The organism is Paraburkholderia sp. BL27I4N3, assembly GCF_003386115.1.
Taxonomy (GTDB): domain Bacteria; phylum Pseudomonadota; class Gammaproteobacteria; order Burkholderiales; family Burkholderiaceae; genus Paraburkholderia.
The window spans coordinates 182,086-207,185 of sequence record NZ_QREJ01000002.1 but is presented as its reverse complement, the minus strand read 5'-3'; the positions used below and the strand labels follow the sequence as shown (position 1 = coordinate 207,185).

At 61.1% G+C, this 25,100-nt stretch carries 21 protein-coding genes and 1 pseudogene; 10 read left to right on the top strand and 12 right to left on the bottom strand.

What is annotated here, in order from left to right; genetic code table 11:
- Nucleotides 1-239 precede the first annotated feature (239 nt).
- Nucleotides 240-635, top strand: a complete 396-nt coding sequence (locus B0G71_RS38205; RefSeq protein WP_116149541.1) for a hypothetical protein — start codon at nucleotides 240-242, stop codon at nucleotides 633-635.
- Nucleotides 636-1,016: 381 nt separating this feature from the next.
- Here B0G71_RS38205 and B0G71_RS38200 read toward each other — a convergent pair whose 3' ends face one another.
- From B0G71_RS38200 to B0G71_RS38180, 5 genes are all read right to left on the bottom strand, one after another.
- Nucleotides 1,017-1,784, bottom strand: a complete 768-nt coding sequence (locus B0G71_RS38200) for an energy transducer TonB (RefSeq protein ID WP_258875829.1) — start codon at nucleotides 1,782-1,784, stop codon at nucleotides 1,017-1,019.
- Complete coding sequence (locus B0G71_RS38195) at nucleotides 1,765-2,163, bottom strand: biopolymer transporter ExbD (RefSeq protein WP_116149539.1); 399 nt, start codon at nucleotides 2,161-2,163, stop codon at nucleotides 1,765-1,767. The genes B0G71_RS38200 and B0G71_RS38195 overlap by 20 nt, the downstream gene beginning before the upstream one ends.
- Complete coding sequence (locus B0G71_RS38190) at nucleotides 2,160-2,804, bottom strand: MotA/TolQ/ExbB proton channel family protein (protein ID WP_116120350.1); 645 nt, start codon at nucleotides 2,802-2,804, stop codon at nucleotides 2,160-2,162. Before B0G71_RS38190 ends, B0G71_RS38195 begins: the two co-directional genes overlap by 4 nt.
- Nucleotides 2,805-2,826: 22 nt before the next feature.
- Nucleotides 2,827-5,175, bottom strand: a complete 2,349-nt coding sequence (locus tag B0G71_RS38185) for a TonB-dependent receptor (RefSeq protein WP_116149537.1) — start codon at nucleotides 5,173-5,175, stop codon at nucleotides 2,827-2,829.
- Nucleotides 5,176-5,371: 196 nt separating this feature from the next.
- Entirely contained in the window at nucleotides 5,372-5,830 is a 459-nt protein-coding gene (locus B0G71_RS38180; protein ID WP_116149535.1) for a Fur family transcriptional regulator, read from the bottom strand.
- Between the two features lie 84 nt (nucleotides 5,831-5,914).
- On the opposite strand from B0G71_RS38180, the gene zigA reads away from it, so the two are divergent.
- The 3 genes from zigA (at nucleotide 5,915) to B0G71_RS38165 (ending at nucleotide 9,437) form a co-directional block, all read left to right on the top strand.
- Nucleotides 5,915-7,153 (top strand): zinc metallochaperone GTPase ZigA, encoded by a 1,239-nt coding sequence (gene zigA / locus B0G71_RS38175; protein ID WP_116149533.1) that lies wholly within the window; start codon nucleotides 5,915-5,917, stop codon nucleotides 7,151-7,153.
- Nucleotides 7,154-7,320: 167 nt separating this feature from the next.
- A complete protein-coding gene (locus B0G71_RS38170; protein ID WP_106314947.1) occupies nucleotides 7,321-8,205 on the top strand; it encodes a metal ABC transporter solute-binding protein in 885 nt (294 codons plus the stop codon).
- Between the two features lie 221 nt (nucleotides 8,206-8,426).
- Nucleotides 8,427-9,437, top strand: a complete 1,011-nt coding sequence (locus tag B0G71_RS38165) for a GTP-binding protein (protein ID WP_116120342.1) — start codon at nucleotides 8,427-8,429, stop codon at nucleotides 9,435-9,437.
- A 62-nt stretch (nucleotides 9,438-9,499) separates the two neighbouring features.
- Here B0G71_RS38165 and B0G71_RS38160 read toward each other — a convergent pair whose 3' ends face one another.
- From B0G71_RS38160 to B0G71_RS38150, 3 genes are all read right to left on the bottom strand, one after another.
- Entirely contained in the window at nucleotides 9,500-10,423 is a 924-nt protein-coding gene (locus B0G71_RS38160; RefSeq protein ID WP_181916957.1) for a high frequency lysogenization protein HflD, read from the bottom strand.
- A 236-nt stretch (nucleotides 10,424-10,659) separates the two neighbouring features.
- Nucleotides 10,660-11,217: a DUF1007 family protein gene (locus B0G71_RS38155; protein WP_106314951.1), complete on the bottom strand. Its 558-nt coding sequence runs from the start codon at nucleotides 11,215-11,217 to the stop codon at nucleotides 10,660-10,662.
- Between the two features lie 230 nt (nucleotides 11,218-11,447).
- Nucleotides 11,448-13,838, bottom strand: a complete 2,391-nt coding sequence (locus tag B0G71_RS38150; protein WP_116149529.1) for a PIG-L family deacetylase — start codon at nucleotides 13,836-13,838, stop codon at nucleotides 11,448-11,450.
- A gap of 207 nt (nucleotides 13,839-14,045) precedes the next feature.
- Here B0G71_RS38150 and B0G71_RS38145 point away from each other — a divergent pair, with 207 nt between their 5' ends.
- Nucleotides 14,046-14,321 (top strand): metal/formaldehyde-sensitive transcriptional repressor, encoded by a 276-nt coding sequence (locus B0G71_RS38145; protein ID WP_106314954.1) that lies wholly within the window; start codon nucleotides 14,046-14,048, stop codon nucleotides 14,319-14,321.
- Between the two features lie 6 nt (nucleotides 14,322-14,327).
- Nucleotides 14,328-15,575 (top strand): CDF family Co(II)/Ni(II) efflux transporter DmeF, encoded by a 1,248-nt coding sequence (gene dmeF, locus B0G71_RS38140; RefSeq protein WP_116149527.1) that lies wholly within the window; start codon nucleotides 14,328-14,330, stop codon nucleotides 15,573-15,575.
- 150 nt (nucleotides 15,576-15,725) lie between these two features.
- Here the strand turns inward: dmeF and B0G71_RS38135 are convergent, their stop codons facing one another.
- On the bottom strand, nucleotides 15,726-16,004 hold the full coding sequence (locus tag B0G71_RS38135) for a hypothetical protein (protein ID WP_116149525.1): 279 nt from the start codon (nucleotides 16,002-16,004) through the stop codon (nucleotides 15,726-15,728).
- Nucleotides 16,005-16,544: 540 nt separating this feature from the next.
- On the opposite strand from B0G71_RS38135, the gene B0G71_RS42335 reads away from it, so the two are divergent.
- On the top strand, nucleotides 16,545-17,441 hold the full coding sequence (locus B0G71_RS42335) for a hypothetical protein (RefSeq protein ID WP_258875828.1): 897 nt from the start codon (nucleotides 16,545-16,547) through the stop codon (nucleotides 17,439-17,441).
- A gap of 649 nt (nucleotides 17,442-18,090) precedes the next feature.
- Here B0G71_RS42335 and B0G71_RS38120 read toward each other — a convergent pair.
- The 3 genes and pseudogenes from B0G71_RS38120 to B0G71_RS38110 all read right to left on the bottom strand — a co-directional run.
- Entirely contained in the window at nucleotides 18,091-19,260 is a 1,170-nt protein-coding gene (locus B0G71_RS38120; RefSeq protein ID WP_116120096.1) for an IS91 family transposase, read from the bottom strand.
- A gap of 23 nt (nucleotides 19,261-19,283) precedes the next feature.
- Nucleotides 19,284-20,159 carry a site-specific integrase gene (locus tag B0G71_RS38115; protein WP_116149523.1) on the bottom strand — a complete coding sequence of 292 codons (876 nt, stop codon included), beginning with the start codon at nucleotides 20,157-20,159 and terminating at the stop codon, nucleotides 19,284-19,286.
- Nucleotides 20,160-20,753: 594 nt separating this feature from the next.
- Nucleotides 20,754-21,749, bottom strand: a pseudogene (locus tag B0G71_RS38110) (IS91 family transposase); the annotation flags it as partial.
- Between the two features lie 194 nt (nucleotides 21,750-21,943).
- Here B0G71_RS38110 and B0G71_RS38105 point away from each other — a divergent pair.
- From B0G71_RS38105 to B0G71_RS38095, 3 genes are read left to right on the top strand one after another with little or no spacing between them, the layout of a single operon-like run.
- Nucleotides 21,944-23,191 (top strand): tyrosine-type recombinase/integrase, encoded by a 1,248-nt coding sequence (locus B0G71_RS38105; RefSeq protein WP_199730276.1) that lies wholly within the window; start codon nucleotides 21,944-21,946, stop codon nucleotides 23,189-23,191.
- Nucleotides 23,188-24,096, top strand: a complete 909-nt coding sequence (locus B0G71_RS38100; RefSeq protein WP_116120079.1) for a tyrosine-type recombinase/integrase — start codon at nucleotides 23,188-23,190, stop codon at nucleotides 24,094-24,096. Before B0G71_RS38105 ends, B0G71_RS38100 begins: the two co-directional genes overlap by 4 nt.
- On the top strand, nucleotides 24,093-25,082 hold the full coding sequence (locus tag B0G71_RS38095) for a tyrosine-type recombinase/integrase (RefSeq protein WP_116149521.1): 990 nt from the start codon (nucleotides 24,093-24,095) through the stop codon (nucleotides 25,080-25,082). Before B0G71_RS38100 ends, B0G71_RS38095 begins: the two co-directional genes overlap by 4 nt.
- The last annotated feature ends 18 nt before the right edge of the window (nucleotides 25,083-25,100 follow it).

Below are 25,100 nucleotides of genomic sequence, written 5' to 3'. Positions count from 1 at the left end.
CAGACTGCATTGGCGGGGTCGTGGCGGCGCAGCGGTCAGCACGATCGATGCTCCCGACGGGAAGTGCGTTCACACGCGCGGTGGCGAAGAACGGTTCAACGCCATCGTCCAGCGCATTCAATGCGCATCCAATGCAGACGAACCCCATGCAGACTGAGCAGTGAGACCTGACCATCCGTCAATCGGCACCAGGTGGCACCCATCACCGCGGCGGCCAGTTGTCGCCGCACGTCCCGACCATGCGCCACCTGGTGGCCGGTTACAGATCCGAAACGTCGTTCGACATGTTACTCCCTGAGAAGCTCGATGATGAGGCACGCGCTGAACTCCTCTGCTACCTGGTGATTGGGGAGCTTGTCGCAATGGCGCGAACCGGCAGCTGGTTACGCACTGATCACCTGGTCGAGTCTTCGCGTATCTGGCTGAAAGCGAATGGAGCGACATGTCATTGGGAGGATCGGATTGCGCTGGCGGCCGCTGCCGCCGAACTGGCGCCGAGCGTCCTTCAGATATTCCCGCTAACTACGGAACGTTCGCTCGCGCCGCTCTTCGCCGACGGATGGAGGCTCGACTACCGGTCGCCGATCGTTTGCGATATTCACCAGATCTGCGCCAGCTTCGTTGCGCAAAAGTAGCGCACTGCACCGAGCAAGTTCCGGTTTTACCATGCAAGACGTGCTGTCCCGCGCCAGTCAACTTAGGGTCGGCTGCGGATAGCCATTGCTTACACCCCATGCGAGTTGAAAGTTTGCCCTCCAATTTCCCGGTGCGTCCACGGCCTGCCGTTCGGTGAGCAGAGAGGCCTGTCGTTGGACCGCCTGCAGCTTCCTGACCCGACGAACGAACTACCCGCACAATTCGGCCGGAGCCGACGTTCGTCCATTCACTTCGCTATGGCCGTTCACCGTGCTCGTTCGGCCGTTCGCATAGCAGAGTCGCCTGCTGCGCACGCACACCGACCCCTGGTCGGCCTCGAAGCCGGTCGCCTCGCGCTACTGCCGGAGAGCCGCTGTGCATCAACTCACGTTAAAGTGCACGCGAATGTCTTGCCGGGTTTCAACCGGGCGTCCGTCTTGCATTGCGGGAAAAAAACGCCAGCTTCGCAAGGTCTCGAGAACAATCTGATTGAGACGCGGGTACTGCGTAGGCTTGATAAGTTCGACCGCGACGGATCCGTCCGTATGGATGACGAGGCGGGCTGTGGCGACCGTCTGGTAGGCCTGCTCCCGCAATTCGTCGGGAACCGGGGGCAGCGGCTGCGCGATTGCCCGCGCGGGTGAGTTGCCGGTAGGCGAACCCGCAGATGTCTCCTGAGTGCCTGGCGCACCGATGGCAGGCGACGGCGATGATAGCGCCGCGGTCGCCGTCTGTCCCGGCGAACCGGTCTCGGGCTTCGCGACCGGCGCGGATTCCGGGGCGTGCATCGTCAGGGGTGCCTTCGCAGCAGGCATCGGCGTGCGAACTGGCAGCGTGGGGGTATGTGCTGGATTGAGTGACGGTTGTTTTGGTGGGGCGACCGTGTGCAGCTCAGTGCTCGCCTGTGATGAGCGTGTTCTGACCATGGGCGGCGTTGGACCGGGTTCTGGTACGTCAACGACGCTCACCTCCAACGGCTGCTGCAGCACCCGCTCGCGTGCCGGTCCAGGATCCAGGCCGCGTCCGAGCACTACAAGAAAAATTCCCCATGCAAATGCACCCAGCGCCGCGGCCATCGTGAGCCTGACTTTCCGGTTGTCACACGCCTCGATGCGGAGTCGCGAAAGTCTACTCACGATGAACTGCAACGAGAAAATGTTCCGCGCCGGCGCGTCGGGCCGCCAGCATTGCCCGCACGACAACGCCGTGCCCCGCTGCATCATCGGCGGCGACAATGACGTCATGGTCTGGGTGCAGTGCGCGCCTCATGGCAGGCTCCACCTGATCGAGCCGAACCGGTTCGCGGTTGACAAAAATCCCGTTGCCGCGGTCGACCGTCAAAGTGGGTGGCCCCTCCACCGCCATCTGTTGCGCATGACCCGATGGCAGGTTGACCTTCACGGCGTCCAGCCGTTGCATGGCGAGCGATGCCAGCATGAACGTAGCGAGCAGGAAAAACATCACATCGATCATCGGAATGATTTCGATGCGGCCGCGCTTCGCGGCACGGGAGCGACGAAACTTCACGGCGTATTACCGCCCGTTTCGGAAGCGAGGCGGATCCCGCTAAGGCGTTCATTTGCGAACGCTTCGAGTTCGTCCATCAGCCGCTCGAGGCGCCGGGAAAAGTAGTTGAAGGCGAACAGCGAGAACAATGCGACGACCAGGCCAACCGCTGTCGCCACCAGTGATTGGGCGACGCCGCCGGTGACGCCGCCCGGATTGACCAGACCGCTTGCGCCGAAGAGCTGGAACGAATGCATCATGCCCACGATCGTACCCAGCAACCCAAGCAGTGGCGCAGCGGTCACGATCGTTTCGAGTACCCAGAAGCCCCTGCTCATATCCCGCTCGATCGCTGAGGCGATCACTTCGGTCTTCGCCTCGCGATACCAGACAGGCACAGACGGCTGGCGCGCAAGCGGCTCGCTCAGGCGTCGGAAAACATGCTCCGCCGGCAGCGAATCAAATGCCTCAACGATTGCGCCGGGCGACGCGTCGGCGGTAACCGGGGCGCACAGACTTGCGCCGGGCCGGCGGGCGAAACGCGTAAAGACATATGATCGGTCAACCACAATCGCGATCGCCACGATCGCAAGCAGGCTGAGCGGGTAGATGACCCACCCGCCAAGCTGCACGGCGTCCATAAGATTCATCCAGTCTTTCATTCCGGCATCCTTTGGTCAGGCGTCAAAACTTTTTGGAAATACCCGCGTACAGCGCGATGTGAGGTCCGTATTGCGGAGCGCCCACTCCAATGCCAGAGCCGTCGCGCAGCTCGTACACGCGGTTGAACGCATTCACGAGAAGCAGTCGCGCGTCGAATTTGCCAATCAGGGGATTGTTGACGTTGAAGTGCTGGATCACGCCAAGGTTGACCTGTGCGTAAACCGGCAGACGATCGGTATTGGCAAAGCCGCTGCGCAGGCCACTTCCAACCAGTCCGTCAAACGTGAATGTGGTACGGCCGAGTTCGTACGTGCCGCCAAATGACGCGGTCACGCGTTGATCGTGATCGAGAAATACGTAGTGGTCACTGATGAACGCGAGTTCGTCGGCGCCGAAATTGAACTGCGCGGAATTGATATTCTTGCCCTGTGCGCGGCTGAACGCGAGATTCAGATAGGCGGAAACGTTATCCTGCTTGTAATTGGCCGTGAACTCGACACCATAGGTCCGGCCGTACTGATAGTTGAAGGGGGTAAAGATTAGCGCGGTGCCAAACTGGCCTTCGTCGAGCAGATTGGTCGACTTCTTGTAGTAGGCGTCAAGCCCGACGGTCAGCGACGGCGTCAGCCGCTGGATGACGCCCAGGTCGAAGTAGTGGCTGCGCTCGGGTTGAACCGGATCGTTCTGTCCGGACACCTGGGCTGTGGTCCCCGCAAACCGCGCGATGTCGGAGTCGGCTACGAGTTCGAACGCGGGCGGCGTGAAGTAGCGCGCGTAACCCGCGTGAACGGTGGTGGACGGCGTTAGCGCGTACACCAACCCGACGCGCGGGCTCACCTGGCTCGCGCTGACGTACTGGTCCATCTTGTCGTAGCGCAAGCCATAGTTAATGGTGAGCCTGTCGGTGAGCTTCCACTCATCCTGCACATAGGCGCTATACAGGTAGCCGGTTTTGCTGCTGGAGTCAGGAATGGTAACCGGCTGATCGGACGACTGGTTGCCCTCGGCGTCAACCGGAAAGACAGCGAGACTGTTGTCAAAGATTGCGTGTTCCTGCTGGAAAAAGATGCCCGCGCGGATCGTGTGCTTTTCGTTTAGCCGGTAGGTTGTGTCCAGTTGAACCCCATTCGCCCGATCGCTGTGAAAATCGCTTGCCGCGACACCGTTAAACAGCAGGTCGCCGACCGGGTCGGGGTTGAACTGGGTGCGTGAATAGCGGGTGAAAACGGCAAGTTGATAGTCCAGTGCCGCCCCGTTGGTTCCCTGCAGCGCTACTACGGCAAACTGGTTGAGTTCTGACTGGGTTTCATTGAGCTGGCTCGAATCGAAGCTCGTGTTGCCGTTCAGCGTAAATGCAGTGGGCAGGCCTGGCGTATTGGGAATTTCAAACTGATTGCTGGTCGTACCGAACATCACACTCACGCGCGTGAGCGGATTGATGATGTACGACATGTAACCGAAAGCGTCGCCCTGACGCGTGTGATCGTGTATCGCACTGGCGCTCGACGTCGGGTTTTCGATACCCAGATTGTTCTCGCCGAGCGAGCCGCTGAAATAGTAGCTGAAAGGCCCCTGACTGCCGAATACGTCACCGCTCGTCTTGATGGTCTGATGGCTGCCGCCAAATACATCAATGGAACCGCCATTACCGGTATCGCCCGATTTGGTCCTGATATCGACAATGCCCGCTGTGCGATAGCCATACTGGGCAGGAAGCGCGCCCGTCAGAAAATTCAGCTGGTCGATGATGCGGCTGTCGAGTGACTGCCCGAACCCGCTGATCGGCTCGGGAATGATGACACCATTGATCCGGTACTGCAGGTTTGCGTGATCGCCGCGCACGTGCAATTGGCCGTAGGAGTCGCTGGCAACCCCGGGCGCCTGCAAAAGGACCTGGTTGAGCGGCGTGTCCTGCCCTGCCGGCAGGTTGTTGATGTCGCTCTGGCTGAAGCGGTAGACGCTGCTGCCCGTTTCAGGCAACAGGTCGTTGCGTGCCCGGTTCAGCCGCTGCGCATTAACCTGCACATCGAGCGTATCGCTTTTTGAAAGTGCAATCGACACAGAGCTTTCCTGCCCCGGACTGGTAGTGGCAACGCTGCTTCCGCTGGTAAATCCGGGGGCGGAAACAACAACAGCATAAGTTCCAGGCGCGACGTGCCCGACTGTGAAATGCCCGATCGCGTCAGTGTGTCCCTCCCCGACAGACGCGCCCGCTGAATCCTGAAGAGTGACCGTGGCGTTGCCAACGGGTTGGCCTGCGCTGTCGGCGATGGTGCCGCCGACCGCAGCGTCGGCCGGGGCGGCGTGAGCGCGGGCGGCAAGCGCGAATGACCATAGCGCGGCGTGGGCGAGGCGGTGACGATGTCTCATCTTGTCAGGTATTTGTTAGGTATACGAATCAGAAACCTCACCGCAGCAGGTAGTTGCTGCTCGGGCGACGAACTCCAGGCGCGGGCAAAGGCGAGCGGGCCGTGCTGCCGTGATGGCAACTCATGCGGGTCGCGGCGATAAACCTTGCACATCGAATGCAATGTTATATTATTACGCAACAGATTGAAACATACCGTTACTTTTTGCCGACGGTACGATCCGTCGCGAGCGCCGCGCAGTCCTCGCAGACGCCCTTGATCTCGGTTTGCTGTCCGTCCACGCGGAAGTGAGCAGTCTGTGCGGCACCGAGCAGGACCAGCTCGAGCGTTGCGTCATGCAGTGCGCGCACGGAATGGCAGCGGGTGCAGACGGCGAGGATCTCGTGGCGGCCGCCGTTCTGTTCAGTCATGCGAAAGGTGCTTGTGGTTGAGACATGACTGACCAGACCTTCCCTGATCAGAAACTGCAATGCGCGATAAACGGTAGGTGGCGCGGCATGCGGACGCTGCCGGTGTAGATCTTCGAGTAGCTCATAGGCTGTTGCAGATCCTCCGCGGGCATTCAGAAGCCCCAGCACCAGCTGTCGCAGCGGCGTGAACCGCGAGGGCTTCGCTGCTGTGTGCCTGCCGACTCTCGATGGTCGCAAATGTCGCATTAGCGGTATGTGTGGAAGTAAAAAAACAACATGAGATATGTGCAATGTTATAACATAACTACAAAATCACTCGCGCGATCCGTTATGAACAAACTTCCTGTCACGGTCCTTTCGGGATTTCTCGGCGCCGGCAAGACAACCCTGCTCAATCACGTGCTCAATAACCGGGCGGGAAGACGCGTTGCCGTCATCGTCAACGACATGTCCGAGGTGAACATTGATGCTCGCCTGATACGCGAAGGTGGCGCGCAGCTCTCGCGCTCCGAGGAGCGGCTGGTGGAAATGAGCAACGGCTGCATCTGCTGCACCCTGCGGGAAGACCTGCTGGTCGACATAAGGAGCCTGGCAGCGGAAGGACGGTTCGACTATCTGTTGATTGAGTCGACGGGTATATCGGAACCGCTACCGGTTGCCGAGACGTTCACGTTCCGTGATGAGAGCGGCCTTAGCCTCTCCGACGTGGCGCAACTGGACACCATGGTCACCGTCGTCGACGCGTACAACTTTGTGCGCGACTACAGCTCACACGACCACTTGCGTGACCGGGGCGAAACGATGGGTGATGAGGACGGGCGCACCGTCGTGGATCTCATTACCGAGCAGATCGAATTTGCCGACGTGATCCTTCTCAACAAGGCGGATCTCGTCCAGCCGGAGAAGCTGACGCAACTGAAGGGCGTACTGCGCGGCCTCAATACTCGCGCGGAAATCGTCATCTCGTCGTTTGGTCAGGTACCGCTTGAAACCGTGATGGGGACCGGCTGCTTTGACTTCGGCGCTGCGTGGCAGGCACCCGGATGGCTCAGGGAGATGCGCGGCGAACGAATCCCCGAAAGTGATGAATACGGTATCACGAGCTTTGCATATCGGGCGCGCAGGCCTTTTCATCCAGCGCCGTTCTGGAACTGGATAAAGATGGAGTGGCCGGGTGTAGTACGTTCGAAAGGTTATTTCTGGCTCGCATCGCGCAACGACCTCGTCGGGACCTGGTCTCAGGCCGGAGCGATTTCCCGACACGGTCTAGCCGGCAGATGGTGGGCCGCGGTACGTCAAAGCCGTTGGCCTGAGGATGCTGAAAGCCGCGCGATGATCTCGGAGCGCTGGTCGGCGCCATTTGGCGACCGCCAGCAGGAACTGGTCGTCATCGGCACCGGCATCGACGAAGCTGCGCTGCGCGCAGGGTTCGATGCGTGTCTTTTGACGGATGCCGAGATGGGCGTGGGTCCGCACGCATGGGAACAATATGACGATCCGTTTCCTGCCTGGCCGACGCAAACCGCGACGGAAAGCGACCGCACGGACAGCGATGCAATCGAGGCATAGGTTCGCTCCGTCGAATGCAGCCTTAACGTGATTGATGCAGCGGTCGAACACCTTTTCCTGCTGCGCGCACTGCGCGGCTGACGTGACGGCAACGATCCGAGTCGGCCGCCGAAAAGTGATTCTGCCAAAAAGTCGGCATCCGTTTACATCTATGAGTAAGGAAATTCATGAACAGGCTTGTTAAGGTGCTGTACCCAGTCGCGCTTGCACTTGCGCTCGGCGTCTGCGGCCAAACGATGGCAGCGGCACCGTCGGTACCTGTCCCGGTCGTGGCGGCAGAGAATTTTTACGGTGACGTGGTGAGGCAGCTCGGCGGCGACCACGTGCAGGTCACCAGCATCCTGAGCAATCCAGACCAGGATCCGCATCTGTTTGAAGCCAGTCCGAAGACGGCGCGGGCGCTGCAGAATGCGGCGCTCGTTGTGTACAACGGCGCCGACTACGACCCATGGATGGAAAAGCTGCTGGCGGCCTCGAAAAGGTCGGACCGCGCGACAATTGTCGCGGCACAACTCACGGGACGAAAGTCCGGTGATAACCCGCATCTCTGGTACGACCCGAAGACGATGCCCGCCGTCGCGAAGGCGGTGAATGCATATTTGGCAGCCACCGATCCGGCGCATAAAGGTGACTACGATGCTCGCCTGGACCGCTTTCTCAGCTCGCTCAAACCGGTCGACGACAAGGTCGCTGCCCTTAAAGCGCACTATGAGCACGTGCCGGTGACAGCGACGGAGCCGGTTTTCGGTTACATGGCCAGTGCAATCGGCCTGGACATGCGCAACGAGCGCTTCCAGCTTGCAACGATGAACGATACAGAGCCGAGTGCGGCGGATATTGCGTCATTTGAGACGGATTTGACCGCTCGCCGTGTATACGTCCTGATCTACAACAGCCAGGCGAGCAGTGCAATGACCCGGCACATGCTGAAGCTCGCGAGCAACTCGCACGTACCAGCCATCAGCGTGACCGAGACTTTACCCCCTGGGAAAGATTTCCAGCACTGGATGGGTTCGCAACTCGACGCATTATCGGCCGCGCTGAAGCGCTAGCCTGTTGAAGGCTACAGGTCCGCTCACCTGATGCCCGGCCGCGCTCTTTCCCGTCCATCGTCGACGACGGTGGCTGCTGGCATGGCGTGCAGAGTCATCACGTTTGCTGCCCGGCAGTCGAGGCCGCGCACTTCTCCGCGCTGGACGTCACGATGCGCGAAGGCGGTCTGATCGTTATAACCCCGCAGGACCGAGCAACCTTATTTGACAGGGAATCAATCATGACCAGGCTTGCTTCAAATGATGGCCGTATCCCGACGACAATCCTTACCGGGTTCCTCGGCAGCGGCAAGACCACGCTGCTGAACCGCGTTCTGACGGAGCATCATGGCGGACGCGTCGCTGTGATCGAAAACGAATTCGGTGAAGCGGGTATCGACAATGAACTGCTCGTGCAGGACGGCCACGAGCAGATCGTTGAGATGAACAATGGCTGCATCTGCTGCACGGTGCGGGGCGACCTTGTGCGGATCCTGGGATCGCTTGCCGAACGTCGTCGCACAGGCGAGCTTGATTTCGACCGTGTGATCATCGAGACGACCGGACTCGCCGACCCCGCTCCCGTTGCCCAGACATTCTTCGTCGACGAGACAGTGCAGGAGAACTACCTGCTCGACGCGATCGTTACGGTCGTCGACGCCAGGCATGGTAATGCACAGCTCGACGAACATCACGAAGCGCAGGAACAGGTTGGTTTCGCTGACCGTATCCTTTTGTCGAAGGCCGATCTCGTCACGCCCGACGATGCAGAGGCCATTACCGCACGTCTTCGCCAGATGAACGCGCGTGCACCCATCAAGCATTCAGATTTCGGAAGGACTGATATCAGCAGGCTGCTTGATATCCGCAGTTTCGATCTCGATGCAATCCTCGAGATTGAGCCGGATTTCCTTGAAGACGTGTCCCACGAACATGATGATGACGTGTCGTCCTTTGTTTACCGCTCGACAGTCCCGCTCGATGCGGACCGGCTCGAGGAGTTCTTTGGCTCGATCGTGCAGATCTATGGCGCCGCCATGCTGCGCTACAAGGGCGTGTTGAATCTCGCTGGAGTGGAGTGCAGGATGATCTTTCAGGGCGTCCATATGATCTTTGGCGCCGACGTCGGCAAGCCGTGGCGATCCGACGAAACCCGGGAGACAAAGATTGTCTTTATTGGTCGGCAGTTGCCCCAGGACCTTCTCAGGCAGGGACTCGACGCGTGCATTAACACCGAACAGAAAAACAGATAGCCGGAAGGCGGCAGGAATCAATTCGCACTTGTGACCAGCGATGTTTGGTGATGCCGCCGCTCCTACGACAGGGACGGCGTCAGTACACCGCCGATCTGCAAAGCGATCTGAAGTGCGGCAAACGCGACGATAGCGATGCTGCCGAGCAGAGCCGCCCTTCGCTGCACGTCCGCGACGCGCGGGCCATAACGTAGTGCTAGGCGCCCAACGCCCCGGTTCAGCCCGGATGCGCCAAGACCGACAAGCGTGACGGTCACCGTGACGCCCAGCGCCATGGCCATTGTGGCTGAGATGCCTGCCTCCGGCACGTGCGCGCCCACCGAGACGACCAGCACAAAGATCGCTCCCGCACACGGCCGCATGCCCGCGCCCAGCCCGGTCAGGCAGATCTGCGATAGCATCCCGTTCGTCTTCGGGATGCGAGTTGCCTTCGCCTGCACGGGCAGACGAAGTGCGGGGCGCAAGTGCACCGGCAGCCGGTGGCCGAGATAACCGCGGTCGTGATCGCCCTGGTCATCCATGGTGCTCGAGCGTCGCGGAACCAGCACGACCTTGCGGCCGCCGGAGCAGCAGTCGCGCCGCGTGGCGATCGACCAGACGGCCCAGCTTCCGGCGACGCAAAGCATCACGTAGCTGACCAGTTCAAGCGAAACAGCGCGCGCGAGTATGCCCTGAGCGCCTTCCCGCGTTACCAGAATGCTTCCCATGACCACGGCGATCGCGCTGGCAGCCTGCACAGCGGCGGTCCAGCCGCTCAGGAGTATTGCCTCGCGAAGATGTGCGCCGCGCGATCCCAGGAAGGTGCCGACCACAAGCTTGCCATGACCTGGCCCGAGCGCATGTAGCACGCCGTACGCGAAAGACAGTCCGAGCAGTACCATCCACAAAGCCGGATCACGCTCTGTGCCGAGGCGCACCGTCATATCCTGGATACGGGCGTTCCAGCGTCCCTGAAGACGGACGGCGGCGAGGACTGCATGCCGCACAGGACCCGGAATCCAGTCCCGTTCCGGGTTGACATCGGTGTCTTGCGCTACGGATCCCTGTGGTGATACGGGTGACGCAGCAGCGGCCCTTGACGCTGCAATCGGCTGGCCGAAGACATCGATGCCTTGGGCCTGGGACGCAACCGGCACAGCGACGCAGAGAAAAATCACGGAGGCGATTGCGCCCCGGATTGGCAGCGCAACGCAAGTGGCCGCATAAATCCGACAGATAGCCTTCAACATGTGAGTGCCGTGGCCTGGGGAACGACAGTTCCATAAAAGACAGGGTGATGCTGGTCGGCGAAGTTCCGGGTCCTGCACGTCAAGGCAGCGCCGCTGTCGAGCGAAACGGCAGGATCCGACCCCGGGTCGTAGTCGACGTAAAACGATTCGTCCCAGACTCCGAATTGCACCCGCTTTCCTGCGACCGTAACCGGCTTCACAAGTGGCAGTGTAAAGGTGTATTCGATCCGTCCGTTTTCCACCGATACCCTGAAATCCGAAGGCTCCGCGAAATGCTGCGGTTCGCCGTCAACGAGCAGATGGCTGAAGTAGTCGGCTGGTCCCAGGGACGAGAACGCCTGCTTTTTGAAAATCGCCGTTTGCGCCGGCCCCAGCGGGCCGCTTGACGGCAGATGATCGATCCCGACCAGCATGACCGGAAAGCCCTCGGTAAAACGCCAGGTCTCCGTTATCGCGGTAATCGTCACGCCCCGCATGCGGATCTTTGCGTTGTACATGATCCAGACGTGGGGGTGCGCCACGGCAGCCGATGCGCTCAGAATGGCAAGCATCGCCAGCCAGTGCCTGATCGTCGATACAGGAAATCGTAAGGGTCGGGTCATGTGTCGCGCCAGGGAGCGTTGCAGACTTTGAAGAGCCTTTCGTGTGCCGATGCCACCCGGAGCGAAGCGGTGCACAGGAGCAGCCGCATTATCGCCTCGCCAGAACCGCGAATGAACACGCGGTGCCAATTGACAACATGTCTGTATCGATGGCGCGCACGAGGGTTGTCTGTGACGCGTCATTGACTGAGCCGCTCGAGCCACAGCGTTTCCGAGTAGATGGCGGGTAGCTGCAACTGTGCTTCCGGACGGTCATTGCCCTCACGTCGATCGATGTCGTATTGCAAAAGCGTCGCCTGGCCACCGGAAAAATGCGTATTGTCGAGTATCGCGTCTGTGCGCCGGTAGAAGGCCAGCGTCGTATGACTGCCGCTGTGAAGCAGGGCGGGACTCGAGTCCTGCCACGGCTCGTCGGGAAGGGAAACAAGCAGAACTGGCGCTGCTTCGATGTCGGACGATTCCCATACGTCGACACCGCCCGGTTCAGAAAAGCGGGGCACCGTCATGACAATTGCGTTGTTCGCGTCCCCCGGATGGTGGTCAGTAGAGAACTTCGTTGTGGCAGGCTGGAATACCGGCGGCAAAAGCGACGTGTTGCCGGCATGCCAGTGTCCATTGGAAAAGCCGAACGGGATGACGGCGATGCGCGCCCCCTCGCTGGCGGGCTGGACGGCGAGAAAGGATGCCGAATCCGTCCCTTGGGCGCGCACCGCGAGCAGACGCAGATCGAACCGGAACCGATCATCTTCCAGCACCCTTGCCTGTTGAATGTGGCCGGTCCCGTCGTCGCCTACCGCCCACAATTCGGCGCCTTTGTCGGACTTTTGCATCGCGAGCAGTATCCTCCGCCGCATTTGCGCATTGTTCGAGAACGCGATGTACTGCTGCGTGCGTCCAGTGGGTATCCGCTGGTCACTCTGAAACCACAGTGCCGGCGCTTCGAAATCGCGGCCCGTGCTTCGCAGCAACCAGAACGCAGTGCCGCCCAGGCGCGGCGTGATAACCATCAGGTCCGCGCGGCCGTCGCCGTCGAAATCTCCGAGCACGAACCGGGCGCTATCGAAGCACAGGGTGTCTTCGCCACAGGTTGCAGTGATCGCCCGGCTGTCGAACGGGACAGCATTGGCATACCAGCGTACAGGCCGCTCTCCGGCCTGCAATTTCTGCACGTAGACGTCGAAGCCCGGGCCGTCGGCTCGCCGCTGTACATACACGGCGGAGGGTGCGCCCTGCCCGGTCACGTCCTCATACATTGCGCCGGTGAGTCGCAGATCAGTGGGCCACGCTGGTCGCAACGCCGACCACCGGTATCGCGTCGTCAGCGATGCGCAGCCACGAAGGTTCAGCCGCCCGTCTTCTTCTCCGAGGCAGCGCCGCGAAGGCGTGAAGATCAGACCGAAGTCCCATGGCGTCCACCGTTGTGACGGTTCCCATTGCTCGCACCTCGCTTCGGCGAGCGTGCCGTCGTGCTCGGCAACACATTGTCCTGTCGCCGCCGAAACAAGGGCGGCGTCGTGCTCGTTGCCCGGATAGGTCGTTCTGGGTTCCCATGTCCATTGCTGCTGCATCGAACCATTACATGGTGCGAGAACCGGCTCGCGCCCGTTGCCTGCTGAGGCCAGACACCGGCTCGATGCGGCGTTGAAGAGTACTGACGGCGTGCCGACGAAATCCGGCCTGACATGCGCCGTCGAGTCGTCGTGCGCGTACTGGCGCTGCACCCAATCGCCATTCCACTCGTATTCGCCGAACACCTGCGCCACATCCCCACCGTCGACGGAGAAATAGGTCGCGGCCACATCACGTTTGCGTTGCGCATCTTCTCCCGACAGGTTGACCGGCCAGTTTCCCGTCGGATAGGTGACGAAATACGAGATAGGGACGGCGTGAGCAAGGGATTGGGCGACGTGCCGGGTAATGCGCGCGGCGTATATGTGATCCGGGTGTTCGATGAAGGGGACCGTATCAGGATTAAGCGTGTAGATGCGCGTGGCACCTTCGAGGATCGATCTGAGCGTCGCGGAAAGCGAGTCGCGCGTGTAGCGACCAGGCGCAATCTCGCCGTGTCCCATCGGATAGGTGGTAAGCGTTGCGCCCTGGTCCCACAGCAGCCCGAGCGGGACGCGGCCGCCCCGGACAGCACCGCCTGGCAGGCGTAGTTCAAGCAGCCGCACGCGCGGCTGCTGTTTCAGCCGGAGCTCGAATACCGGCTCGCCGGCAATCCGGATGGTCGACTCGTCCCAGTCGTTGACGACGCCCGCCAAACGGGCATAGGCAAGCCGCGTTCCCTCCTCGCGTTTCTGCACGTAGTCAAAGCTTGCGCCGTTCGCCCCACCGATCAGATGGACGACCGTAACGCACCATCCCGCGTGCAACCGCTCACTGATTGCTGGTTCGACAAAGAGCAGGTCGTCGTCGAGGTGTGCGACGACAGTAACGGCGGTTCCGGCGCTGCAATCGGGGGCTGCAGCCTGAGCGTTCGCCGGGAAGATGAAGAACGCAACGATGGAAAGAAGGAGAAAGCCAAGCTGGAGTAATCGCCGACGGTCAAAACGGTCATTGGAGCGCATGCATTGGTTCCCGCTGTCCTGATCCGGTGATGGATCCGATTGAGTGGCCACCCGGCCGCCGTGCCACGATACCCGTCGTATTCGCATCGTACCGATAAATAGCTGGCAACCCCGCTGGCACTAAAATCTGCGATAGTGATCGATACCCCTACCCCCTATGATAGACTTCCTGAAATTGTATACCCCAAGGGGTATATGGAGAACACTATGAGTCACACGGTTCAGGAAAAACAGAAACTGCTTAATAGGGTCCGCCGTATCAAGGGACAGGTCGAAGCCGTTGAGCGGGCGCTCGAGGAAGAGCACGGCTGCGCGGACGTGCTGCAACGGATCACGAGTTGTCGCGGGGCTATGAACGGTCTTCTCGCGGTTGTGCTGGAAGACCACATCAGGAACCACCTCATCGACGCGGAAAACGGCGAGGAGGATGGTGCCAGCGCGACGGAACAACTCATCGAAGTTGTTCACAGCTATTTCAAATAGTCAGAAATGGTTGATTTCAAAGACGCCGCATTCGGCGCAGGACATGACCACATCTTTCTGGGTGTTGGTCACGAAAAGAACGAGCGCAAGACGTGGGCCGTGATCGCATTGTGCAGCGCTATGATGCTTGTTGAGATCGTCGGCGGCAGTATGTTCGGTTCGCTGGCGCTTGTCGCCGACGGTCTGCACATGTCGACGCATGCCGGCGCAATGCTCATTGCAGCCCTTGCGTACAGCTATGCGCGCAAACACGCCACCGACTCCCGCTTCGTGTTCGGTACAGGTAAGCTCGGCGATCTTGCGGGCTTTACGAGTGCCATCGTGCTCGCGATGATTGCGCTTCTGATTGGCTACGAAGCGGCATCGCGTTTCCTGTCGCCGGTACCCATCCATTTTGGTGAGGCAATTCCCATCGCGGCGGTCGGCCTGTTTGTCAACCTGGCGAGCGTGTGGCTATTGAACGGCGGCGATCACGATCATGGTCATGATGACCACGCTCATGAGGAGGAAGTCCAGAAGATTTTCGCCCCATCCGGCGTGTTTGCCGTTTCCATCTTCGAGGACGGCGTGCCACCCGTTTTCCGCATTACGCCAGCGACGCAGACTTCACGACTGGACGCTACTGCGGTGTCCGTTACCACGGTGCAGCCCGATGGGACACAACAAGTGTTCGCGCTGGCGGACCGCGGAGACTATCTGGAATCGAAGGAAGACATTCCGGAGCCACACTCCTTCAAAGCCATCGTTCGGATGCCGGACGGCGAGTTCGGAGTCGAATTCGAAGAACATGAACACCACGACGACGCGGATGAAGCAGCGACTCGCGACCATAACATCGGGGCCGCGTACATCCATGTGATGGCGGATGCGGCGGTCTCCGTGCTGGCCATCATCGGCCTCGTATTGGCACGCGCATTTGGCTGGCTCTGGATGGACCCGCTCGCCGGCATCATCGGTGCGCTGGTGATTGCAAACTGGTCGTACGGCTTGATGCGGGACACCGGTGCAATCCTGCTAGACATGAACTGCGACCGGCGGATGGCAGAGAATGTTCGTCACGCGATCGAGGACCTCGGCGACAAGGTGGTTGACCTGCATGTATGGCGGGTGGGCCCCGGTCACATGAGCGCGGTGGTGTCAGTGGCAACAGATGAAACCCAGCGAGACTCTCGCTTCTATCATGCGGTGCTTGGGCGCTTCATGGGTTTGTCTCATGTCACCGTCGAGGTCCAACCGTTACAGACGGCCGCCTGACACAGGTGTTGACCAAGACCGTCAAAGGAAGCCACGCGGCCGCTTGCGGTGATGAATTGACGTCCGGATGTCCGAACTAGGGCGGTAGCGAACGACCCTTTGGCCGGAAAGCGACCGAACTCGAGAAACTCCTCCTCGGGCAGATCACATTCAGCCCCCGTCCCCACCACCGCGCGCGGGACGATCTTCGTCCCGCGGCCATCTCAGGGCGTTGCTTGCCATTCGACTTTGGTATGTATTGCCGCTGTCGAACAGACAACGCTTGGCACGCTCCATTGTGTAGGCGGCAATGATGCGGTCCTGCTGGTCACTGCCCACGCGCGCATACACCGCTTCGCCCAGCGTTTCAATGAAGTCGTCGCGGCTGCCGCCCATCAGGCAGTCCGCGCTGTTTTCGAGGTCGTCCCTGAACTGTTCTACATCGTCCATGCTGGCGCTCCCCGAAGTTGGTCCGGCGTGGCCGGATGGTACGCGCGATCGCCGGCCTGCGGGCAGTCGTGAAAGTACCTGTTCCAGGGCGACCCGTACATAGAGCGCCGTCTGGTGCGTCAAGTGTAAGCGCGATTTCTCGCACACGTAGTTTCTCGTAAGCCGAAAGCGCAGCATGTGTGTCCGCAACCAAATCAGTGGGCACACCCTCATGCAGGACAACCTGGACGATTTCCTGCCGCTGCGAGTAATAGGCGTCAACGCAGACGGCAAACGCAGATTCGATGAACGCGAGATGTTGATTTGCACGGAATCCTGACCCACGATTACTGCGTAGGGTGGGTCAGGATTCCGTGCAAATCAACACCGACCGCTTCAGACGTGGGTCGGGCCAAGATAAGCCTTTCGCATTATCAGCGCCAAAGTCCGATTCCGCGTCCATTCCAAATGTTCGAACAAACTTGCGCATCGTTTGCGTGGGCCGTGCGGAAACATCACGGTCGCTGATGAGTGCTGTCGTCAAGCGAGCAGCTCTGGCACGTGGCGACGCGCTTTCCCTCGTTTCCACCGCGCCTCCCGCGCCTCCCGCGCGGGCCGGGCAGGCTGACGCAGGCCACCAGGGCGATGTGCGCCGCCCGCCCGATGCGCGCCATTTTTTCCGCATACCGTCGACGCACGGTTAACGATTTCTTCATGTTCTGTCGATGGCACTGGCTCGCGCTTCTGACCACCATGAAACAGGTCAACGTGAGCGGCGCGGTGCGCCGCCGCTGGCCAGCCTCTGCCCGACGCTCTGTGCCCGTGCATGCGCCCCGACATCATGCGCACGCCAGCGAAGCGGCCACGGTCGATGACAAGGAGATGAACATGAAAAGCAAGCGTTTGACCTGTGCGGCGGCCGTTGCGGCCACCCTTCTGTCGTTGAGCGGTGCGGCGCATGCCAACGGCCCCACCTGTTCCAATGAAACGCTGAGAGGCCTGTATGGATTTAGCGCCCAAGGCGAAATACTCGGCATCATCGGCACGGATGGTGCGGTTCACTACGCGAAGTCGAGGCTGCTGCTCAACGACGTCGCTGTCGTCGTCTTCGACGGTAACGGCAATTTCACGCGCAACGATGCGGGCAATGTCGGCGGCTTGCCGAAAACGGGCGGCGCCTTCAATTCCGTGCAGTTCGGCACCTACAAGGTAAATAGCGATTGCACGGGAACGATGACGATCAACTACGGCACGAAAGCGAGTCCCGCTGGCGTGGTGCTCGTCGTGAATATCGTTATCTCGTCGGATGCGACACTGGTGATCGGCGAAATGACCAGTGAGACGGTCCCCTTCGCTGCTGCGCCTCCCACCGTCGATGGCACGTGTGGGAATCCGTGCTCCGAAGCGGTGCAAATCAGTTTCGAGGGCAAAAAGGTGCTCGCCTACGGATTCCGTTAGGCGGACGGACTGGACAAGTCGACGCTTGCCGCTGTGGTTTGCGCAGGCCGCCCGGCGCGCGGCTTGCGCTGGCGCAGCGGCGCGCTCGCCCGCTCGAGGTTGCGGCAGACGCGCCCCTCGAAACTGCCGATTTGATCGCACCTGCCCCCACGGTCCGTTGAGGGTCGGGCGCCGCTGGCCATCGACCGGCAAGGACCGGCCACAACCCGCCGCTCACATGCGTTTCGATCGGACGTCAGGTGTCACGTGCACCCTGTAACCGGCCATCCGGCTATCAAAGACGAACGCGCTTTCTCTTAAGGTTTGTTCGATGCCTGCCCGTGTCCACAGGCCTGGAGGTGCACGACGGGACGTGTGGGCAGGCGTTGAATAAACCTGAAGGGAGGAAACCGCGGGATGCCGCGATGCGGTGGGAAGCTTTGAGGCTATGGCGATTGATGAGCCGGGATGCCAGGCAGTGTTGCGGGATGCGCAGTCAGGCGGGGTGGCGGATCGGGACTGACGCGTTGACGAAGCGGCGCAGTGGCGCAGTCGGAAGGGCGAAGTGGACGTGGGAGCGACTGCGTGAAGCGACAGGCGCAAACGTCCGCTCGTGGGCCGCGTTGCCGCGAAGCCGACGGTCGGGTAGCACGTCCGGAAACCGTTGTATTCATGTCGGGCCCCGGCGCGTGGGGGGCGCGCGGATCGGTGCGGTGCGCGCGAGGATATCGATGACCATCATCGGCGCGCCGCAGTGGCGGCAGATGAAGGCGGGCCGTGTTTCCCTGACGGCTTCGCGCGGAGACGTGGCGACGCCGGTGGCAACGTGCAGCAGTTCGCGCACCTTCGCGAGTCTGGCGCGGCGCACCGGGTTGGCAAGCAGTCCGTAGTGACGGATGCGATGGAAGCCGCCAGGCAGGACATGCAGCATGAAGCGGCGCATGAACTCGCCGGCCTCGAGGGTCATGGTCTTGTAGCGGGTGCGCCCCTTCGCGCGATAGTCTTTCCAGCGGAACGTGACGCCGCGCTCGTCGAAGGCGAGCAGACGCTGGTTGGAAATCGCCACCCGGTGCGTATAGCGTGAGAGATACGCGAGTACCGCTTCGGGTCCCGCAAAGGGACGCTTGGCATAGACGACCCATTCGCAGGCACGCAGCGGCGCGAGCCATGCGGTGAAGACGGCCGGATCGGTGAGGCTGGCATATTCGCCGAAGAACTGCAGTTGGCCCTGCCGGTGCGCCGCTTCGAGTGCCTCCAGGAAGCGGCGCCGGAACAGGCGTGACAGGACGCGCACCGGCAGGAAGAAGCCGGGCTGGCAGGCGATCCACCGCTGCCCGTCGGGCGACAGGCCGCCGCCGGGGACGATGCCATGCACGTGCGGGTGATGCGTAAGCGCCGAGCCCCACGTGTGCAGCACGAGCGTGGTGCCGATCTGCGCGCCGAGGTGCCTGGGGTCTGCCGCGATGGTACGCAGCGTCTCGGCGGCGATATCGAACAGCAGCCCATAGAGCACCGCCTTGTTGTACCAGGCGATCGCACTGATCGCGGCAGGTAGCGTGAAGACGACGTGGTAATACTCCACAGGCAGCAGGTCGGCCTGACGTGCCTCGAGCCACCGGTGTGCGGCGCTCGCCTGGCACTTTGTGCAATGTCTATTACGACACGAGTTATAGGCGATCTCAACCTTTGCGCAGCCGGAACAGCGCAGCACATGTCCCCCCAGCGCCGCGCTGCGGCACTGTTCGATGGCCGACATGACCTTCAGCTGCCCCAGGCTCAGCGCTACCGTACGGCGCCACGCTGGCCCGCAGGCGCGGAAGATATCCGCGACCTCCAGCACGGAGGGCTCCGCGTGCGGCCGGGCTAGCCGGCGGGCAGGCGGTCCAGTGGACTGATCACCTTGCGCAGGAGATCAGTGGCGACCTGGGTATAGAGCGTGGTGGTCTCGATCTGCCTGTGTCCAAGGAGCACCTGGATCACGCGGATATCTTCCTTCTGTTCCAGCAGGTGCGTGGCAAACGAATGCCTCAGCGTATGCATGGAGACGCGCTTGTTGATGTTTGCGGCCTCGGCGGCCGCATGGATGGCGCGGGTCAGTTGCCGCGTGCTGAGCGGGTCGATCGGATCAAGGCCCGGAAAGAGCCACCCGCCATCGAGCATGCAGCCCTGGGCACGGGCCACGCGCCACCAGACGCGCAGACGTTCGAGCAGGACCGGCGAAAGCATCGCGTAGCGGTCGCGGCGGCCCTTGCCCTGCTCGATGCGCAGGGTCATGCGCTGGCTGTCGATGTCGCCGACCTTCAGCGCCACCACTTCGCTCGCACGCAGCCCGGCACCATAGGCGACCGACAGCGCGGTCTGATGCTTGAGGTTTCCAGCTGCCGCGATGAGCCGCCGCACCTCCTCGGGGCTGAGCACAACCGGGAGCGTGCGGGGCACGCGTACCGGCTGCATGCGCGCCATCAGCTCAGGCTTGCCGAGCGTGACTTCGAAGAAGAACTTCAGCCCGCTGATCGCGGCGTTCAGCGATATCGGAGACACGCCGTGATCGACCAGATGCAGCTGGTAGTCGCGGAGGTTCTCGACGGTGGCGGTATCGGGTGAACGCCCGAGGTATCGGGCGAACTGACGTACGGCACGCAGATAGGCGGCCTGGGTCTTGGGTGCGAACTTGCGCATGCGCAAGTCCTCAAGCATATGGCGGCGCATCGGGCTGACGCGCGGATCGGAGGAGGTCATGATGGGGCTCCTGCTGGAGGGCGAGGCGGATTGCCTCAACCACCAACATAACCACCGGCGCCACTGGCCTCCCATTCGCCGCCAGAGTCGGGCCGCAGCCCCCTACCGCGCGAGCGGTTTAGTCCCATCGGCCATTGCCGACATTCACGCGAGCTGGAGCCCACGTCAGCAATACGGCGGACTGCCGACGTTGTCGGCTTGAAGGAGGAGCGGCACCTTTCCACATCAGCGAACTCACACTTTTGTTAAGCGTTGTTCGACGCCTGCCCATGTCTGCCACCGCGTGAGTACACGACGACGCATGCGGGCAGGCGTTGGACAACGCTCGAGGGAGGAAACCGCGGAGTGGACCAGGACGGCAGAAATTTACGCAGCTATGGGGATTTAAGTGCTCTCATGAACTGCGGAGACTCACAACCTTCAGTCGAAGCGAGGGTTTGGTGGTCACGTAAATGTTCTGCTGCATCCATGCTGCACGTCTGTAGAGGTGTCGCGAGCGCGGCAAGGTCTGCTGGTAGCGACAGGCACAAGCGTCTCCTCCCGCTCGTTGCCGAAGAGCCGACGGTCGGTCTGGACAGCCAGGGTGATTCATCTTCATACGTTGCTTCGGCAAGTGGGCGGAGCGCGAATTGGGTGGCTGCGCAGGAGGATGTCGATGATGATCATCGGCGCGCTGCAATGCCGGCAGACGAACTTCGGGGCGGGAGTGCCCGGTGACGGACCTTCGCTCACAGTAATGGAAGCTGGCACGTCTAGCAGCGCCCGTATCGCAGCCAGATTCTGCCGACGCACGGGATTGGCCAGCAGACCATAGTGGCGAATCCGATGGAAGCCGACAGGCAGTACATGCAGCAGGAAACGCCGCATGAATTCCTGTGGCTCAAGCGTCATCGTCTTCTGGCGCGTGCGGCCGTTGGCCCGGTAGTCCTTCCACCGGAAGGTCACGCCCCGGTCGTCGAGCGCGATGAGCCGCTGGTTGGAGATGGCCACGCGATGCGTGTAGCGCGACAGATACGCAAGCACCGCTTTCGGTCCCGCGAACGGGCGCTTCGCATATACGACCCATTCGCACGTACGCAGCGGCGCGAGCCACCGTGCGAAGGCAGTGGGATCGGCAAGCCCGGCGTACTCGCCAAAGAAGCGCAACTGGCCCCGGCGATGTGCATGGGTGAGCTCTTCCAGGAAGCGCCGCCGGAACAGCCGGGAGAGCACACGGACTGGCAGGAAGAAGCCGGGGCGGCAGGCGACCCACCGCTCACCGTCTGGCGCAAGGCCTCCGCCGGGAACGATGCCGTGTACGTGAGGATGGTGCGTGAGCGCCGAGCCCCAGGTGTGCAGCACGAGTGTCGCGCCGATCTGTGCGCCCAGATGCTTTGTGTCGGCGGCGATGGTTCGGAGGGTTTCGGCGGCAACATCGAACAGCAGGCCGTAGAGCACCGCCTTGTTGTACCAGGCGATCGCGCTGATCGCAGCAGGTAGCGTGAAGACCACGTGGTAATACTCAACCGGCAGCAGATCGGCCTGGCGTGCCTCGAGCCACCGGTGTGCGGCGCTCGCCTGGCACTTCGGGCAATGGCGGTTACTGCAGGTAATGGAGTGAACTCCATTACCTGCCTTATGGGAAGTTCTGTCTAACGGGGAGTTGCAGATCAGGTTCGGCGCGAAACCCACCGGGCGTATCTGGTTTTGTATCTGGCCGGTCGCCATTTAACACCCCATAAAATCGCGGTCCTCCTTTGCTATGGTGGTTTGGCCTTCCCAGGCAACCCTCATAGGAGGATGTGATGCTGGACACCTACCTGGTAGCACCCAAAACCTTGAAACGCCTGCGCTCGGGACCCAGCGGAGTCTTCATTGACGACTTTGCTGACGCGCTTGAACGAGACGGATATTCCGCGGCCAGTGCCATACGTTACCTGCGAGCTGCCGACCATCTTGGTCGCTTCATGCTGGCACACGGCGGTACCCTGGCCGATACTGGTCCACAAACCCCGGAAACCTTCTTTCGTCATCTGCCAACTTGCACTTGCCCGGAAGTAAAAGGTGGCAGGACCGGCCACCACGTCTATTTCGGCGCCAAACGCTTTCGCGAATACCTGATCGAGATCGGCGTCTGCCCGGACGACAAGCCTTCGATTGCAGAGATTCGGGAGCCGGCAATCGTAGGTGGTTTCCGGCGATGGTTGCAAAAGCACCGGGGTGCGAAGGATCCAACCATTCGGCTCTACTGTCGTGATGCCGCAGTGATGCTGAAAGTGCTTGGCGATGACGCCAGCCAGTGGGATCCGAAGCAGATACGTACGTTCCTGCTGAACAGTGCTTGCAGTTGTGGTGCTGGTACCGCTGAAAAGCGGGTCACTAGCGCGCGAGCCTTCTTACGCTACCTCGGGGTTCACGATCTGTGTCGGCCGGGTCTCGATCAGGCGGTTCCGTCGTTGGCGCATTGGCGCCTGGCGTCACTGCCAAGGTGTCTGAGCGCTGACGAAGTTGACCGCCTGATCGCCGCATGCGATGACGATTCACGCAGGCGTCTTCGCGATCGTGCGATCGTCCTCCTGCTTGTGCGACTTGGGGTTCGCGCAGGTGACCTGGCGAACCTTCGCTTGAGCGATATCGAGTGGGACTCCGGGACGCTACGTGTCTTGGGAAAGGGGCGCTATGAAGTTCGCCTTCCGCTGCCGCAGGATGCTGGCGAGGCACTTCTGCGGTATCTCGAATCGCGACCTCGGGTTGCCGGCAGCGACCATGTCTTTGTTAGAAACATCGCACCCGTCAAGCCGCATATCTCAGGCGACGGCATATCTTCGATAGTGAAGCGCGCACTAAAACGGGCCGGGGTGAGTTCGCCCGCCAAAGGTGCACATCTACTGCGCCACACGGCGGCGACTGAGATGTTGCGCCACGGGCTTCCCCTCGACCAGGTTGGCCTGATCCTGAGGCATCGCGGCATTGATACCACGGCGTATTACGCCAAGGTCGACGTAGCGCTGCTCAGCCAAATCGCTCGGCCATGGCCGGAGGTGGCGAAATGATGCCGGCCGTGGAGTCCTATCTTGCCGCGCGGCGTGCCGCCGGATTCAAACTGCTGAACGCAGACTACCTGTTGCGCAGTTTCGCGTGCTTTGCTGTCAAACGCGGTGAAATGCACGTTTGCACGCAGACAGCAATCGACTGGGCCGGCGAGGCTGCGTCGGTGGCCCAGCGTGACGCAAGGCTAAAGACCGTGTGTCGGTTCGCCCGGTACATGCGTATGGAGGATCAAAACCATGAACTACCACCCGCCCGCCACTTTGGTTACCGAAAGACGCGTCGCGTTCCGTTCATCTACACCTGCGCTGACATTGAGCGCTTGATAAACACAGCCTTGCAATCGGGCCCTCGGGGCACGTTGCAACCACAAACGTATGCGACATTAATTGCCCTGCTGCTAGCCACGGGCATGCGGATCTCGGAGGCCCTGAACCTGCGCCTTGCCGACATGACTTCCGAAGGCCTGCTGATTCGAAAGAGCAAATTCCAGAAGACCCGTCTAGTTCCACTGCACGAGACAGCGGTGGCGGGTTTGCAGAGGTATTTAGCACTGCGGCGACGAGCCTGCCCGGGTGACGACCATGTGTTCGTTGATGACGACGGTCACGCGCTCAGATACACGGTTACTTACTGGATGTTCCAGAAACTGCTGAAGTTTGCCGGCATCGGCACCACCCACAACGGCCACCGTCCCCGCTTGCATGAGCTCAGACACACGTTCGCCGTCAGGGCACTGGAGGCAAGCCCGGAAGGCCGAGACCGGGTCGGGCGGCACATGTTGGCCCTTGCGACCTACATGGGACACGTCAACATCAACGCCACCTATTGGTATCTCGAGGCCACGCCCGCGCTCCTGCGCGACATTGCTGTCGCCGCAGAGGGGTTTCTCACCGGAGAACAGAAATGATGCCGATCGCACCGCACATTGTTGCATTCCTTCGTCAAAACCTTGCCCATGAGAGAGGCGCCAGCCAACACACCTGCGACTCCTATGCTTGCACCTTCCAGCTTCTGTTCGAGTTCGCCGCCAGGCGACTCAAGGTTACGCCCTCGTCGCTAGCACTGGAGCAGCTCGATGCGAGGCTGATCAGCGACTTCCTGGAATATCTCGAAGACGCGCGCCACAATTCGCCTGAGACGCGTAATGTCCGGCTGGCTGCAATCAGGTCATTCTTCCACTTCCTTGAGTATCGCGAGCCCGCGATTCTTGAGCAAGCGCGACGAATCCTGGGCATTCCCTATAAGAAAACCGATTCCCGTCTGGTGCCATATCTGCTCGAGGATGAGGTTCGGGCTTTGCTCGATGCGCCAGATCCGTCAACGCGCGAGGGTATTCGGGACCGGGCGATGCTGCATCTGGCCATCTGCGGCGGCCTGCGTGTATCGGAGCTGACGGGATTGCATACCGCCGATGTTGTGCTCCCGTCGTTGAGCATCCGTGTTCACGGCAAGGGCCGGCAGGAGCGCGCGTTGCCCCTGTGGAAAACGACCGCTAACGCGTTGCGTGCCTGGATGGTGATACGGGGAAGTGTCGCAGTACCGGAATTGTTCGTTAATGCACGGGGCGAAGCGATGAGCCGTTGGGGTTTCGCGTATGTCCTTAAATGCCACACTGCGACGGCTAGTCATAAGTGCCCCTCGCTGTCGAAGAAGCAGGTATCACCGCACGTCTTGAGGCATACCTGTGCAATGATAGTACTGCGAAGCACTCAGGACATCCGAAAGGTTTCTCTGTGGCTCGGGCACAGCGATCTGGCGACCACTGAAATCTACACTCGCGCTGATCCAACTGAGAAGCTCGAAGCCCTCAACGCGATCGTCCCACCGCATTTGCGCAGGGGTTCGTTCCGGCCGTCCGATAAGGTAATCGCCATGCTCAGGGCCAAGCTTTAATGGAGAGCTGAACGGGCG

What these genes read in the sequence shown, in the direction of transcription:
- B0G71_RS38145 (WP_106314954.1), top strand. Translation starts at nt 14,046, where the DNA reads ATGAGTCACACGGTTCAGGAAAAACAGAAACTGCTTAATAGGGTCCGC.
- B0G71_RS38205 (WP_116149541.1), top strand. Translation starts at nt 240, where the DNA reads ATGCGCCACCTGGTGGCCGGTTACAGATCCGAAACGTCGTTCGACATG.
- B0G71_RS38115 (WP_116149523.1), bottom strand. Translation starts at nt 20,159, where the DNA reads ATGACCTCCTCCGATCCGCGCGTCAGCCCGATGCGCCGCCATATGCTT.
- B0G71_RS38190 (WP_116120350.1), bottom strand. Translation starts at nt 2,804, where the DNA reads ATGAAAGACTGGATGAATCTTATGGACGCCGTGCAGCTTGGCGGGTGG.
- dmeF (WP_116149527.1), top strand. Translation starts at nt 14,328, where the DNA reads ATGGTTGATTTCAAAGACGCCGCATTCGGCGCAGGACATGACCACATC.
- B0G71_RS38155 (WP_106314951.1), bottom strand. Translation starts at nt 11,217, where the DNA reads ATGCTTGCCATTCTGAGCGCATCGGCTGCCGTGGCGCACCCCCACGTC.
- B0G71_RS38100 (WP_116120079.1), top strand. Translation starts at nt 23,188, where the DNA reads ATGATGCCGGCCGTGGAGTCCTATCTTGCCGCGCGGCGTGCCGCCGGA.
- B0G71_RS38150 (WP_116149529.1), bottom strand. Translation starts at nt 13,838, where the DNA reads ATGCGCTCCAATGACCGTTTTGACCGTCGGCGATTACTCCAGCTTGGC.
- B0G71_RS38180 (WP_116149535.1), bottom strand. Translation starts at nt 5,830, where the DNA reads ATGCGACATTTGCGACCATCGAGAGTCGGCAGGCACACAGCAGCGAAG.
- B0G71_RS38095 (WP_116149521.1), top strand. Translation starts at nt 24,093, where the DNA reads ATGATGCCGATCGCACCGCACATTGTTGCATTCCTTCGTCAAAACCTT.
- B0G71_RS38170 (WP_106314947.1), top strand. Translation starts at nt 7,321, where the DNA reads ATGAACAGGCTTGTTAAGGTGCTGTACCCAGTCGCGCTTGCACTTGCG.
- zigA (WP_116149533.1), top strand. Translation starts at nt 5,915, where the DNA reads ATGAACAAACTTCCTGTCACGGTCCTTTCGGGATTTCTCGGCGCCGGC.
- B0G71_RS38105 (WP_199730276.1), top strand. Translation starts at nt 21,944, where the DNA reads ATGCTGGACACCTACCTGGTAGCACCCAAAACCTTGAAACGCCTGCGC.
- B0G71_RS38135 (WP_116149525.1), bottom strand. Translation starts at nt 16,004, where the DNA reads ATGGACGATGTAGAACAGTTCAGGGACGACCTCGAAAACAGCGCGGAC.
- B0G71_RS38185 (WP_116149537.1), bottom strand. Translation starts at nt 5,175, where the DNA reads ATGAGACATCGTCACCGCCTCGCCCACGCCGCGCTATGGTCATTCGCG.
- B0G71_RS38165 (WP_116120342.1), top strand. Translation starts at nt 8,427, where the DNA reads ATGACCAGGCTTGCTTCAAATGATGGCCGTATCCCGACGACAATCCTT.